This is a genomic window from Bacillus sp. SRB_8, from assembly GCF_003264205.1.
Lineage (GTDB): Bacteria > Bacillota > Bacilli > Bacillales > Bacillaceae_G > Bacillus_A > Bacillus_A mycoides.
The window spans coordinates 33788-48375 of record NZ_NADT01000026.1 but is presented as its reverse complement, the minus strand read 5'-3'; the positions used below and the strand labels follow the sequence as shown (position 1 = coordinate 48375).

11 protein-coding genes and 3 pseudogenes are annotated in these 14588 nt (G+C 33.8%); 2 read left to right on the top strand and 12 right to left on the bottom strand.

The features are described 5' to 3' along the window. Positions 1–306: 306 nt before the first annotated feature. From B5P40_RS21900 to B5P40_RS34190, 3 genes and pseudogenes are all read right to left on the bottom strand, one after another. On the bottom strand, positions 307–1536 hold the full coding sequence (locus tag B5P40_RS21900; RefSeq protein WP_113709864.1) for a serine hydrolase domain-containing protein: 1230 nt from the start codon (positions 1534–1536) through the stop codon (positions 307–309). Between the two features lie 507 nt (positions 1537–2043). Further along, a pseudogene (locus B5P40_RS21895) lies at positions 2044–3575 on the bottom strand (thiol-activated cytolysin family protein). A gap of 310 nt (positions 3576–3885) precedes the next feature. Beyond that, positions 3886–3981 (bottom strand): annotated as a pseudogene (locus tag B5P40_RS34190) (DUF4158 domain-containing protein); the annotation flags it as partial. Between the two features lie 163 nt (positions 3982–4144). Between B5P40_RS34190 and B5P40_RS21880 the strand changes: the two are divergent. Continuing rightward, positions 4145–4726: pseudogene (locus B5P40_RS21880) on the top strand (recombinase family protein). Between the two features lie 332 nt (positions 4727–5058). Here B5P40_RS21880 and B5P40_RS21875 read toward each other — a convergent pair. Together B5P40_RS21875 and B5P40_RS33715 are read right to left on the bottom strand one after the other, a co-directional pair. Continuing rightward, positions 5059–5289, bottom strand: a complete 231-nt coding sequence (locus B5P40_RS21875) for an alpha/beta-type small acid-soluble spore protein (protein ID WP_002128181.1) — start codon at positions 5287–5289, stop codon at positions 5059–5061. Between the two features lie 128 nt (positions 5290–5417). Further along, positions 5418–5540 (bottom strand): hypothetical protein, encoded by a 123-nt coding sequence (locus B5P40_RS33715; RefSeq protein WP_000541014.1) that lies wholly within the window; start codon positions 5538–5540, stop codon positions 5418–5420. 408 nt (positions 5541–5948) lie between these two features. Between B5P40_RS33715 and B5P40_RS21870 the strand changes: the two genes are divergently transcribed. Continuing rightward, positions 5949–7343 carry a S8 family peptidase gene (locus B5P40_RS21870; protein WP_113709862.1) on the top strand — a complete coding sequence of 465 codons (1395 nt, stop codon included), beginning with the start codon at positions 5949–5951 and terminating at the stop codon, positions 7341–7343. 10 nt (positions 7344–7353) lie between these two features. Here B5P40_RS21870 and B5P40_RS21865 read toward each other — a convergent pair whose 3' ends face one another. The 7 genes from B5P40_RS21865 to B5P40_RS21835 all read right to left on the bottom strand — a co-directional run bounded on the left by B5P40_RS21865 (position 7354) and on the right by B5P40_RS21835 (position 14518). Then, positions 7354–8808, bottom strand: coding sequence for a sensor histidine kinase (locus B5P40_RS21865; protein WP_002128187.1), 1455 nt, complete (start codon positions 8806–8808; stop codon positions 7354–7356). Beyond that, positions 8808–9488, bottom strand: coding sequence for a response regulator transcription factor (locus B5P40_RS21860; RefSeq protein WP_001014563.1), 681 nt, complete (start codon positions 9486–9488; stop codon positions 8808–8810). Before B5P40_RS21860 ends, B5P40_RS21865 begins: the two co-directional genes overlap by 1 nt. Before the next feature lie 63 nt (positions 9489–9551). Next, positions 9552–11399 (bottom strand): FtsX-like permease family protein, encoded by a 1848-nt coding sequence (locus tag B5P40_RS21855; protein ID WP_002128190.1) that lies wholly within the window; start codon positions 11397–11399, stop codon positions 9552–9554. Further along, positions 11374–12153, bottom strand: coding sequence for an ABC transporter ATP-binding protein (locus B5P40_RS21850; protein ID WP_002128192.1), 780 nt, complete (start codon positions 12151–12153; stop codon positions 11374–11376). Before B5P40_RS21850 ends, B5P40_RS21855 begins: the two co-directional genes overlap by 26 nt. A 25-nt stretch (positions 12154–12178) precedes the next feature. Next, complete coding sequence (locus B5P40_RS21845; protein WP_002128193.1) at positions 12179–12937, bottom strand: ABC transporter permease; 759 nt, start codon at positions 12935–12937, stop codon at positions 12179–12181. 19 nt (positions 12938–12956) lie between these two features. Next, positions 12957–13787, bottom strand: coding sequence for an ABC transporter permease (locus B5P40_RS21840; RefSeq protein WP_113709861.1), 831 nt, complete (start codon positions 13785–13787; stop codon positions 12957–12959). After that, complete coding sequence (locus B5P40_RS21835) at positions 13784–14518, bottom strand: ABC transporter ATP-binding protein (RefSeq protein WP_001058380.1); 735 nt, start codon at positions 14516–14518, stop codon at positions 13784–13786. Before B5P40_RS21835 ends, B5P40_RS21840 begins: the two co-directional genes overlap by 4 nt. Positions 14519–14588: the final 70 nt, after the last annotated feature.

The following is a 14588-nucleotide window of genomic DNA, read 5'->3' as shown; positions in this document are numbered from 1 at the left end:
CTGTCGGTTGGCTTTGTTTAGCGAAATTAGATGAATCATCGAAATTCGGTTGCTTTTTACCAGCATTATTACTTCTACCTTTTCCCATATGTAATGCACCTCCCCTCATCCTTACTATTCCCAATAAAAAATCCTCTTGCATCCAAGAGGATTTTTTATTGGGCTCTTATTAATAATGCCAAACTGTTCTCGTAGTACTTCCAACACTTCCCGTCCTGCCATAGCTTTTAACCATGGTGTTGATGGTGGCCATCATGCGTATAATTTGTCTTGGAGTTTTCCTTTAAACAATACCTAAGTTCGGTTTCAGTCTTCGATCGCTTGGTAGACCGTGGTCCAGAAGTCTTGGATAAGATGCGATGGGGCCGGAGTTGACATCCCAACCTGGGTGAACAGAATTCCAATAAACTGTTTGTCTGGATCAGCGTAAGCTGTAGTGCCAGTTCCGCCATCCCAGCCGAATTGACCGATAGACGCGTAGTCTCCAAGATAGGTACGCACCCCCATCCCAAAGCCCCAGCCACCTTGTATCCCTTGTCCAAACGACAAATGGACGTTGTTTTTGGCCAAATCGTCTCGGTATACTTGTTGTTCAGGAGTAAGACGGTTGGTGGTCATCAGCTGGACTGCGGGCCTAGACAGAATCCGTTTGGTTCCGTGCATCCCTTTGTTCAACAGCATCTGCAAATACGCGTGATAATCGTCGATGGTTGCGAGCAGCCCACCACCGCCTGCTTGAAATGCTGGAGGTTTGCTGTAACGTCCGCCTGTACCCTCATCCCACACGATGAACTCACCTGTCTGCGGATCTGGGTTGAAGGCAGGTGGAAGCCGTTCAATCTTGAGCTCAGGCACGTAGAAACCAGTGTCCTTCATTCCCAGTGGATCGAATATGCGTTCGCGCAGGAACGACTCGAATGTCTGACCCGTGACCCTGGCAACAAGAATGCCGAGCACTTCAATACTGATATGATACTGCCACCGCTCTCCAGGCTGGTAGCTTAGCGGAAGTGCACCTAGGCGACACATAAACTCATCTGGATCGGGCATATCCTGCCCTGGCGTGTCGAATATCCCACTCTCGAAGAACGCGTTCATGATCGGAGAACCCATCAACGTGAGATCCACTCCGAGACCGAATGTGGAGGTCAACAGGTCTCGTACAGTGATAGGACGCCGTGCTGGGACGGTCTCTTCCAGTGGACCATCGGGCTGTTTCAACACCTGCCGGTCAGCGAGTTCGGGCAGCCATTTGTCTACTGGGTCGTCTAAATGCAGTTTGCACTCGTCGAGCAGAACCATTACTGGTGAAACTGCGATCGGCTTGCTAGTGGACGCCAATCGAAAGATCGTGTCCCGACGCATTGGTGCGCCACCATCATGCCTCATTGTTCCAAGCGCTTCGACGTGTGTCTCCCCGTTTCGGCTGACTAAGGCGACGAGCCCAGGAATCTTTCCAGAATCGACATGCTGCGCCAGTACATTGCGCATTTTGCGCAATCCTGTTTCAGAAAAGCCTTTATTGTTTTGTCCCATTTTGTTCTCCTTTAGTTTAGATTGAGATTTCTAATACATATTGACAATCAATTATTAGTTCTTCAAATAGAAAAATTCCCCTTTTTAATAATTTCGACAAAATGTATTTATGTATATGGAGGCATCATAAATCACTATCAACCTAAGATAAATTTATATCTATAATTCACAGAGAACGTTATTCTTTTTGTAGAAATATACAGAAAGGATGGCGATGTGTTGCTATCCCATTGTAGATTAAGTAAGAAGAGGCACTTTGATGATAGTGCCTTTTCTTTACAAAAAATCCAAATGCTGATACATAATGAATTAATAAAGATAGGCTAATTTAAATTTATGGAGATTTAATAATAAGGAATGAAATCATTGAAAACATTCATGCAGCCATTAAAAATATGATTATAAGATTTGCGAATTGATTATGATATATTTGAAAAACGCCGATATACTTTCAACTAAGTAAAAAAGCGCCCTGTAAACAGGGCGCTTCGAACGTATACGTTGCCTTTAATTATGATTAATATTAGCAGTTGGGTATAATGTTGTTCCTCCAATTGAAACCTTTATTTCATTTGTTAATGGAACATTTTGTTCATTAATAATTGTTCTCCACCATTCCCATGCAAGACCTGTACATTCTCTCGCTACGACTTTTACATTTTTTGAATTCGGTGGAAGTGGTATGACTGTAGAGAAATGAGCAGTTTTGTCTCTACCGCTTCCTTCCCAAGTTTTATGTGTTAGTACTTCTTTCCCATTTTGATCATATGTGAATTCATCCCAAGATACATCAAATTGCGCAACGTAAGCACCGTAATGATCCAGTGTCATTTTAGCACTTGAATATTCTGTAATTGTCGTCTCGATATAATCTGTATTGTTATGAACAGCAGCAGTTGCATTATCTTTTAAAAAAGTACTTGTATATGAAATTGGGTATGCTGGATTTTTAAGACTTAATTCTGCATTATCTTTAATGATATTTCGGATTTCATTAAAATCTTTTGTAACAACCTTGTTATGCTCTTTTGAATCTCCACCTAATACTACAGCGGTAAAAGTACTTTCTTCAAAAATATCTTTGTACTGTCCACTCGTTTCCACGCTGTTATTCTTAAGTAAGGCTTTAAAGGCAACTTGTACATCTTTGCTCTTAGATGTTGTTTCTAACTTCACATAAATTGTTCTGCCATAAGCTACATTTGACACCATAACAGGCGGAGCCGCATTACTTACCCCTTTACGAGTTAACTCACTAAAAGTAACACTATTATCAAAAAGATCTGATGGATTGTTAGGTAGTTCAGCACTTACTGTATAAAATATTTGCTTATATGCCGCAACCATCACTTTTTTCTCTCCATTTGCAATCGCATTAAAGTCAATGTTCAGCCCATTATCAAGATATTTAGCGTTAACATTAAGAGCACTTGCTATTTGTGATTTACTATAAACCATAGATTCTGCATACTGCATTCTTGCAGGTAACGTATGTGTTGTTGAATACTTTTCATTCCAAGTAGATACTAAATCATCTACTGCTCCAGACACATTACCATATGTTGGATTTGGAACGGTTATTGTATTTTCTTTTCTCATGCCAGGTAAGTCTATACTAATATTCAAAGGTTTTCTCTTAGCCACTAATAAACTAGGTTGATTATCTGCAAAAGCTTTATTTGCAAGTTGTACGGCTCCTGGATAAGTACGATTAGCCACAGAATCAATAATCGAAATATCGACTGGTGAAGTTGTAAGTGATTTTTTCTCACGTTCAACTACTACAAATTTACCATTTGAATTGATACTTTCTTTCGGAACAAAACTCTCTACTCTATCACCATTTACTGCTAAAATATCTCTACTATCATACTTTAAACTTGCTATGCCAGTATCAATGCCACTAGCATTTTTTGTTGCATCATTTGCATTACCTGTTTGTGTTTCCGCGAAGGAAATAGATGAATAATTAATAGTGCATAAACTAACTAATAACATGTTAGAAATTTTATTCCTTTGTTGTTTTTCTTGATTTTCAAAAATATCCCCTTCTGTTTTTCGTATTAAGGTATGATAATTATTTATAAATAATTGCCGAATAATAAACTTACATAAATACTTTTAAAAGTTCTTGAACTAATGGAATTACTCCACCTAAAAATTTCAAAACTGCCATTGCGATTTCCATATTATTTCCTCCTCTTTTGTTGTTGCTAAGATGTGATTTATGTTTATGTTTTTATTATAGTAAGCGCTTACATTATTATCAATACATTCTTATATGTAATATTGCATATGAGAATGTAGCAGGTTCCCTTTGCATTGTTAATAAGAGTAGCATTAATCATATTTTCCATTCTCAGATAATGGTCTTCCTGGAAAACGTAAGTAAGCAATTTGTATGGCAAATCCTAATCTATTAGCGACTCCACGTTGTTTTTTTACTTTTTCAAATTAGAAGCACTCCATATTTAAACTGGTCTTTGAATCGTATATATTTTAAATCCATCCCAATAGAGTGTACTCTATTGATACAATTATAGTAGACTTATAAAATCTTAGTTAAGAGCGTCTCATAAGACTTAATCTCAAAAAAGGGGGTGATGTTTTGCGGAAAATCGGTTATATACATGTCAGTTCGACTAGCCAGAACCCTTCAAGGCAATTTCAGCAACTGAACGAAATTGGAATGGATATTATTTTTGAAGAAAAAGTTTCTGGAGCAACAAAGGATCGCGAGCAACTTCAAAAAATGTTTGAGGATTTACAGGAAGGTGACATTATTTATGTTACAAACTTAACTCGGATCACTCGTAACACACAGGATTTGTTTAAATTAATTGAGTTTATACGAGGTAAAAAAGCGAGCTTAAAATCACTAAAGGATACATAGCTAGATTTATCAGAAGATAATCGATACAGCCAGTTCTTAATTACTGTAATGGCTGGTGTTAACCAATTAGAGCGAGATCTTATTCGTATGCGACAACGTGAAGGGATTGAGTTTGCAAAAAAAGAAGGAAAGTTTAAAGGTCGTTTAAAGAAGTATCATGAAAATCACGCAGGAATGAATTATGCAGTAAAGCTATATAAAGAAGGAAATATGACTGTAAATCAACTTTGCGAAATTACGAATGTGTCTAGAGCTTCATATGCATGTGTACCCCTTCCCTCCTCACCCCATATATAATGAAAAGATGTAATAATTAACAGATAAGTAGAAATATATTATACAAACATTAGGTTGTCTATATAAAGAATAACATGCAAATAATTAAAGGGGGAATTTGTTCAAAATAAGTGAAATCATACACTTTAACTACAGGGAAAGACAATTCATGTTTTAAAACCTTTCAAACCATTCATTTTACCTCAAAACGAATTCAAGACATTTAGATACCTATAATGCGTTATAAACTAATATGATCCTTCATTTTTTTGTATAGATTCTATATTTTTGAAATTAATGTAAAAATATAGGAAAAATACCTTTCGTTTAAAGAAAGGATATTTTTTAATTGCTTATATGGTATGTTGATGCAATCTATATTGTCCCATTAATTGTTCCTCACCCATTTGAACAATTTGCTTAGTAATTTCTCCACCAACAGAACCATTAGCACGCGCAGATGTTTCTGGACCAAGTGTAATCCCTAGTTCACGAGCAAATTCACATTTCATCTGCTCGATTGCACTTGCAGCAGCGGAAATATGAATTTCATTATTATTGTTTTCGTGTCTTTGAATATTCATAATTACACCTCCATTTTATTCGTATATAACATGTGCGTAATTATGATATTTATACATAACACGATTCATTTCTGTCTCATATTCTGTCTAGTAAATTGCTTTTCTTTTTTATACTCGATTAGATGAATTTAGAACGCATCCGAATCTTTGATTCCTAAAACATTCATTTCTTCTTTAAATAAACGCCATGGCTCTACTATTATTGCTTTTTCACGACCATCCCTTAAGGTGAAAACTCTTAAATATCCCATCCTACACTCTCCTAAATATTTAAATTCACATTTCATTTTTATTGCTATTGCTATACATATTTATAACCTTCAAATACAAAAACAATAAGTTCCCTACTGAATAAAGACCTAAATACAGATACCCCCTATTTACTTTAGGATACTTTTTTAATTTCATTCACTCATTAGAACAAAAAATTGATGGCTTCTCCACCAAAAGAATTATGCTTCTGTTTTTAAAGTAACTCCAAAGAAAGTAATATTGCGCTAAATACCACTTATATGTACGGTATATACAGATTTGAAATTCCGAATGATTTGTTACCTTATTTATAGGATCTAAGTGGAATTATAAAGTGGGCAATAGGGCCTTGTTCTGCGGTTCATCTTCAAATTCTACCTCCAATTTATAAAAGTAAGGGGATAATTATGAAAAAACAAGCAATCACTGTCATTTCAACCGCGTTAACGTGTTTTTTACTTTCTAATGTAGGACATGCTCAGGAAAAACCTAAGCAATATTACACCGTTTTATTAAAAGACCCATCAAAATTTGAGCAAGGCATCACTGAGATAAAAAAGGAGAATGGAGAAATTACTTATACTGTCCCGGAGATAGGACTCATTCAATTCAAAGGAGATACACAAATTTCTAAAAATCAATCTCCCTTATTTGAATCAGTTAATCCTTCTTTGCAAGTCGAAAAACCAGAGGTTCCTCATTCCATAAAAATGCCTAATTTATCAACTCTTTCAACAAAAACATTAGATACAAACCTACCTCCCTTATGGGATATGCAATGGGACATGAAGGAAATTACTCATAATGGAGAAAGTTATAAAAAAGAAACTGGCTCTCATAATGTGGTTGTTGGAATTATTGATTCGGGAGTCGATGTGGATCATCCTGACTTAGTAAAAAATCTTATTCCTGGATCTAAAAACTTCGTTCCAAAGGGAGGATTGAGAGGTACTGAACCTGAAGAGACAGGTGATATTAATAATATAAATGATATCAATGGCCATGGAACTCTCGTTTCAGGATCTATTGCTGCAAATGGGGAATTAAAAGGCGTTGCTCCTGATACGGGAATCAGAGCATATCGTGTATTTGGAAATAAATCAGCTGATGCAGCCTGGGTCATTAATGCCATCATCGAAGCAGCTAAGGATGATGTAGATGTTATCAACCTTAGTCTTGGTTCCTATTATGTAAATGGAAAAGTCTATGAAAATGGAAAACTTGTAGACAATGGATGGGCAGAAGTAGAAGGTTACAAACGTGCTATAGAATATGCCAATCAGCATGGTAGTGTAGTAGTAGCTTCTGCAGGAAATGATTCTGTAAACGTGGCTAATAAACAGGAGCTAAATAACTTTCTTAAACAAAAATATGAAAAAGAGGGGAAAATATTTACTGGTGTAGGAATAGAAGCACCTGGGGAATTACCAGGTGTAGTAACAGTATCATCAACCGGTCCCTCTAATTACGGAGAAGGGGTCATTGACATATCTGCTCCAGGAGGAGATTATCGTTTATGGCAACAATATGGCGAAGAGGTATGGTGGAATACTGGTCTTTTCCGACAAGAGGAAGTACTGACAACTTTTAATACTGGAAGATACTTATTTGCCGCTGGTACATCAATGGCAGTTCCGAAAGTATCCGCTACACTAGCTCTAATTATCAATCACTATAATTTTAAAAATCAACCGAAAAGATCAATTTCACACCTTTACAAAAACGGAATAAAGAAAGATATAGCACCTGATAAAGCCTCTTGGGGGAACGGACAGCTGGACGTATATAATGCTATTAAATAATGAAAAGGAACTATGACAATTCATAGTTCCTTTTTTCGTTACTAAAAAGAGAATGTATCGTGAATGAAATGCATGCCCCTTGAATCTCATTATTTTCAGCATGAATTTCTCCACCGTGTTTTTTAACCAATTTTTCCACGATATACAAACCAAGTCCATGATGTAGTTGATTTGACCTTGAAAGGTCACCTTGGTAGAATTTACTAAATAAAAACGGAATATCTTTTGTATTAAATCCAACTCCAGAATCCGAGATAGAAAAAGACATAACGTCTTTTTTCACCTCCACTTGCACATCAATTCTTCCTTTTTTTGGAGTAAAACGAATGCTATTAGAAATAATATTCGTAAGAATTTGATGCAAACGATTCGGATCAAGTGCAAACTTAAGATTTTTTTCTTCTGATTTAATAAGTAAAGTATAGGTTAATTGTATATCTTCATTTTCTGCCAATTCCTTAAACTCTTCAAGCATTTCTGGAATCATTTCAGCTGGAGCTATATTGCAAATCATAAGAGTGAAATCAGGGTTGTCCACTTCAGAGACTCTCCTCATTTCTTCTGTTAAATGCAATACTCTTTCTGTATTATTCTTAATTGTTTGCAAGTAGTGATGAATCCGTTTTTGATTATTTGGCATGGGTTCCATTAATACTTCTACATGAGACAAAATAATAGTTAACGGTGTTCGCAAATCATGTGCAATGGAAGCAACCATATCCCGACGTTCCTGTTCTAATTTCCATTGAACATACAATGAATTTTTTAATTCTTCCTTCATACTATTGAAAGAATCAATTAATATACCTATTTCATTTTCACTTTCATATTTTATTTCAAAGTCTAAATCCTTGTTTTTAATTTTTTGTGAGGCCATTATTACCTCTTTGATAGGTTTATTCAACTGTTTTCCTAAACGCTTAGCTAATAAATAAGAATAAAGCGTTAAAAATATAAAAGGAACAAGAAAAGCAATAATAAATACATATTCTATGTAATAATCAATAGATGCAGCTAATATGTATCGTACAGCAAGCACACCAACTAGTTTACCATTACTTATAATTGGAATGTATTTTGTAATTAGTTTACCATTTTGAGTAGATGTATTTATTTTATGATACACTTCTTTATCATTTTTCAATAATTCATCGCTCAATGTACCATATAATCTATTTCCATTCGTATTCATAACTTGATAAGTAATTCCTTGCATTGGAATCACTTTCTCTAGTTTTTTTTGATAGGATAAATCTACTATTTTATCCCCATTCATTTCTACAAATTTTTCAATGCTGGGCACTTGTTTTTCATAATGGTTGGCAGGTAAAACAGATTTTTCATTATAAATAAAAAGAAAAGAGTATATTAAAATTAACGTACAAACCGTACTGACAATACTTAAAAATATTACAGCTGCAAATGTTAGAATAAATTGGTTTTTCAACGATAATTTTTTTAACATTAACATTTCTCCAACTTATAGCCAACTCCCCATACGGTTTTAATATGGTAAGTTGACATACCTAAACTTAACTTAGCTCTTAAGTTATTAATATGTACTATTATTGTATTGAGATCCCCAACTGCATCCAGCCCCCAAATTTTTTCATAAATTTGTTCCTTAGAAAAGATTTGTCCTAGATTTACCGTTAAAAGCTCTAATATTTTAAACTCTTTACTCGTTACATCTATTTTTACTCCATCAATGAAAACATCATGCTGTGAATAGTTAATGGTCAAGTTTCCTAAGAAACGTTGATTTTGCAAGTTTACACGTTCTCTTTTCTCACGCCTCAAGTGGGCCTCAACACGTGCAATTAGCTCCTTAACTTGGAATGGTTTTGTAATATAGTCATCTCCACCTAAAGTAAAGCCTTTTACTTTATCTATTTCTGAATGTTTAGCACTCAAAAATAGAATCGGGCATTTTATTTGTTCACGAACGACCTTACAAAATTCAAAACCGTCCATTTTAGGCATCATAATATCTAAAATGACTAAATCAACTTGTGTTTTTAAATGATCTAGCGCTTGTTCTCCATTGTAGGCCTTGAGAACTTTATAATCACGATCAGAGAATATATCAGAGAGTACATCTACAATTTCTGACTCATCATCTACAACAAGAATCGTTCCATTCATAAAAAAACACTCCTTTCTAGTTTAGATTAAAAATCTTATTATTTTGTAAAATATATTTTCTTGTTAATTAATATTCTTTTCATGAACAACTTTTTTATAGTAATAGTGGTTTGAAATGAAGAAAAATATTAATTGGAAGACTAAGAAAATAAAAAATATTAATATTATTGAGTAAATTTTAATTCCTCCCAATATATTTTGCAAGGCGTAGATTGCTATAAATAGATTTATCCCCCCCAGAATAATTGGTACAAAGAAAATTATAGCAATTTGAACCCTTAATGTTTTTTTTATTTCATTGAAATTCAAACCGATTTTTCTTAAAGAGTGAAATATTTTTCTATCATTAGATATATCTTCATATAACTTAAACCAAAGAAGACTGGATAAAGCAATTAACAAGATAAAACCGATAAATAATGCTATTATCCATAAAACTGAAGTTAATTGAACTGTATTTTCATAATGTAGAAGACGAACACTGGACTGTTCCTTTATCTCTAAAGGGAGTGTCTCAAATAATTTTTTTAGTGCACTATAACCCTTATTATTTTCCTTGAAATCTAATGTGTAAAATGAAACATGTTGAGTAGGTAATGATCCCTTCTCTAATTCATTAAAAGTATCTGCTGGTACAAAAGCTACATTATCTATCCGAGATACCGAGTTAATCGCCTGTTTTTCGACCATATTTTTTACTATCAATTCTGTATTACCGTTATTTGTTTGGATATGCAACTTATCGATATTCTCATTTTTTTTACTAAATAACAGGTTATCTTTTTTTGTTTCTGTCCAGTCCTTTATAAAGAATGAATCTGTTTGTAGTATAAAGGTTTTACCTTCTCCCTTTGATGAATTCAGTAATATACCTTCCCATTTTTTCTTATGAAATCCCTCAACCTCTCCTTTGAAGTTTTTCTCTAAAGCAGATTCTAGTGTATTCTCTTGTTTTTTATCAACAATAAATATAGCTGGCTGTGGGTGGCTATTTCGCATTCTTTGATCATTCAACTCTGAATATAAATATATGGAGCTGATTAATATCATTATCATTGATAAGAGTATTGAAACAAGGAAGATAATTTTAGCATTATAATAAAGTTTTTTCCTTAGACTTATAAATATTAGCATTCGAATGCCATTTAAATGCTTTTTTTCTTTATTGATTAAATAGGATACAGTTCCTACTAATCCGTGCGAACAAAAAAGGTACGTTCCTAATAATAAAAGAGCAGCTACAGGTAGAAAAGAGAATAATAGTACGGGTAAAGATGCATTAAGGATAAAAACATAAGAAATAACCAAAATTAACAGGGAAATAATGAATTTCTTCTTTGAAAACCTAGGTAAATCCTTTGGTTTTCTTGTCTCTTGAAATAATTCCAAAACAGAAATGCGTCCGATTTTATAATAACTACGCAATGAAACAAAAAAGAACAGAACTCCAAACAAAATAACTGTAAAAAAGGTAGCAATTGGAGAGAAGAAATAGGAAAATGACTCGCTTAAGAAGAGAGATTTCCCGATGAAATCAAAAAAGCTTTTGGATAGTACTATACCAATCATAATCCCAATTAAGATAGAAATTGCTCCAATTATCGAATTTTCTAAAACTATGATAATAAATAATTGTTTTTTTGAAGCTCCGAATGTTTTCCAAATACCAATTTCCTTTTTCCGTTCAGTAAGAAAATGGTCATAAGAATATGAAATGAAAAAGCATGAAAATAGCAAGATGATGAATTCACACGCAATTAACAGTTGCTCTATTCCAGAAACTTTTGGATATGAAAGAAATGCTGCGTACATATAAAAAATTGTAACTGATAGAATACAACTTACAAGATACACTATATACAGTGAAAGATTGCGAGTTATATTTTTAAGTGCGAGTGAAAATATTGACATCATTCTCCCCCACTTCCTTAGAGATATAGAGTAGTATACGTTGATTGAAACTGAATTGCTTTTCTTCATGGGAACGTTGCATCTCATGAACAATCTTGCCATCTTTCAAAAATATGACCCTGTTGCAAAAACTAGCAGCTACAGAGTCGTGAGTTACCATTAAGATTGTTGATTTATGTGTTTCATTCAATGTTTTTAGTATATTCAATACATCATAAGCAGATTTTGAATCTAGATTTCCCGTCGGTTCATCAGCAAATAACAGATAAGGATCGTTAATTAACGAACGAATAATAGCAGCTCTTTGCTGTTGTCCCCCAGAGATTTCATAGGGATACTTTGGCAAAAGCGGTTCAATATTTAGTTCATTCACTAATGTTTCGAGTTTATCCCTAACACCCTTTTTGCTCCCCATTCTTAAAGCTGCGGGTAGAAGAATATTTTCTTCAATTGTTAAGTGATCTAACAAATTGTAATTTTGAAAAATAAAACCAATATTTTCGCGACGATAATTGCTTAATTGATCACTATTCATATTAGTTAAATTCTGTCCCTTAATTGTAATTTCTCCATTTGAAGGAAAATCAAGAGAGGAAAGCACATTTAAAAGTGTAGACTTTCCACTCCCTGAAGGTCCCATAATCCCTACAAAATCTCCTTCATGAACAGTTAAGTTGACATTATTTAAAACTGGATATTCTTGGAAATTAGTTTTATAAACTTTCTCAATTCCTTTAGCTTCTAACATAATCATGGTAAACCTCCCTTCTATCCTTTTATTAACATGTAAATTCTTTTTTATTCCAAATGCTTATACAAACGCTAACACTAATAATCATGATACCTAGAATCAGGACGTATAAACTGTTACTTCCTGTGCTGAGAGCATGGAAGATACTTTGAACGGATAATAAAAAGAACGATAACTGACTTATGTACAAGCAGCCGATGTAAATTCCAATCAGAAGGAAAAAGCTAATAACTGCATTTGAAATTATGATACTTATTAAACTAGCAATAGCTAAACCACACATTTGAATAATAAAAAACAATCCATATACTTGTACCGTATAGAATATTGCTTCTATAGAGGTCTTTTGTTGACCGTAGAAAGTAAAAGCATCATCTGCTTTAAAAAACACCAACCCAAGTACTATGCCAATAAAAAGAACAACAAATAAGTAGAGTAATACCATTACAGAAAGAGAAAACCATTTTGACATAAGAAAGGTTAATCGTTGAAACGGCCTAATTAAAAATAGACGATATGCTCCTGAGTTGTATTCTACATTTAAGCTATTCAAGAAACATACAGGCATGAAAATCAAAGTAATTAAGAAAGAAGATTCCTTTAATAAAAACCATGAAAAATTCCAAGAATTTAGTGGCACTTGTTGCCCATCATTATAAATCCCAACCCCATAGTACTTCAAAAACCAAGCTTGAAGAAAAACAATAACAGTAAAAATCCCCAACATCCATTTACTTTTTTTCTGATTCCATAGTCGTTCCCATTCACTTATAACTAATGCTTTCAATTGAACTCCCTCCTAGTTTTCAAATAAAATAATCTCTTTTCACAAATGACAAGTATGCGAACATTCCAAATAAGAAAATATAAATCGCTTCCACTATAACAATGTAAATGTTTATACTATTACTTGATGAAAGTAGAAATGCTATACCTGTATGCTGAATTTTAACGATTGACATGTACATAAGATGTAGTACAGTATTAGCGCTAATTATCGTTTGGCTAGAGAATTCTAAAATCTGTGGAATTGCAATAGCAAAGAAAATAAAGGCCACCCCTGATCCAAGAGTGATCATCGTACTTCTACTTAACGCCCCTATTAATGTAAATACAGAAACAATACAAATCATAGTAATGAAACATGCAAAGAAATACTTTAAGTTATATAGTATCGCCCCTGCAATAGAAACCTGGGTTTCATCTATAAAGGTTATTAATGTATCTACTTTTGGAAAGAATAAATAGCCTGCTATGGAATTAAAAATCCAAAACAAAGTTAAATATAGGAACATGGTAGTTAATATAGTAGCAAGCTTAGCTACAAAAAGTTGTGAGGTAGAAAATGGACGAATCAAAATCATTCTTAATTGTCCATTTTCTACTTCATGCGCTATAACAGTAGAAATCAGTATTATAGCGATAATATTAAACGAAACCACAAGATGCTCAGAAATACTTATTATAGGAAAATTTAAAGCAGTAACGTAATCTGGTCTTCCAGGAGAAGTATGTTGATTCCAGTTTAGATAATATTTAACTGACGCAACTACCATTAAAGGTAAGAAAAACAAGATTATCCAAGTTATTTTTTGCGTCCAAAGCCTTTCAAATTCAGAAATAAAAAGCCCCCTCATGATGTCATCATCTCCACAAACACATCTTCCAACCTTTTTGTTGGATCTGTAATTAACTCTTCTTTCCTTCCTTGGGTGATAAGCTTTCCATTTCTAATTATGACAAGGCGGTCACACATTTGCTGAATTTCATCTAGTAAATGGCTTGAAATAAAAAAGGTTAAATTTTTCTTTTCACGAAGTTCAAGAATTAATTCCCTTAGCTCTCTCATGCCCATAGGATCCAGACCATTGGCTGGCTCATCTAATAAAATAACATCTGGATCACCTAGAAGAGCTTGTGCAATCCCGAGTCGCTGTCTCATTCCTAATGAATAATTTTTAATTTTCACATCTGCATCGTCAGTTAACCTTACAATAGATAGTATTGCTTCTACTTGTTCCAATTGTTCTTTTCGAGAAAGAGCAGGGTATAATCTCGCTAAATTTTGTAGCATTTTTCTACCCGTCATATACGGGAAGAATATTGGTGATTCGATAATTGCGCCCATATTCATCAAAGCCTGTTGTCTATTTTGATTTACATCTTGACCACTTATTTTTATGACTCCTTTTGTCGGGCGAATTAATCCTGTAAACATACGCATAACAGTTGTTTTTCCTGCCCCATTCGGCCCCAGAAAGCCACAAATATCTCCTTTATATATTTTAGTTGAAAAATCATTTACTATTGTCTTGCCACCTACAGTTTTTGTTAAGTGATTTGCTTCTAAAACTATTTCATTATTCATATAAAATCCCTCCTTATGGACTAATATAGAAGACAAATATTAAAAAAAAATAAAGAAAAGAATAAAGAAA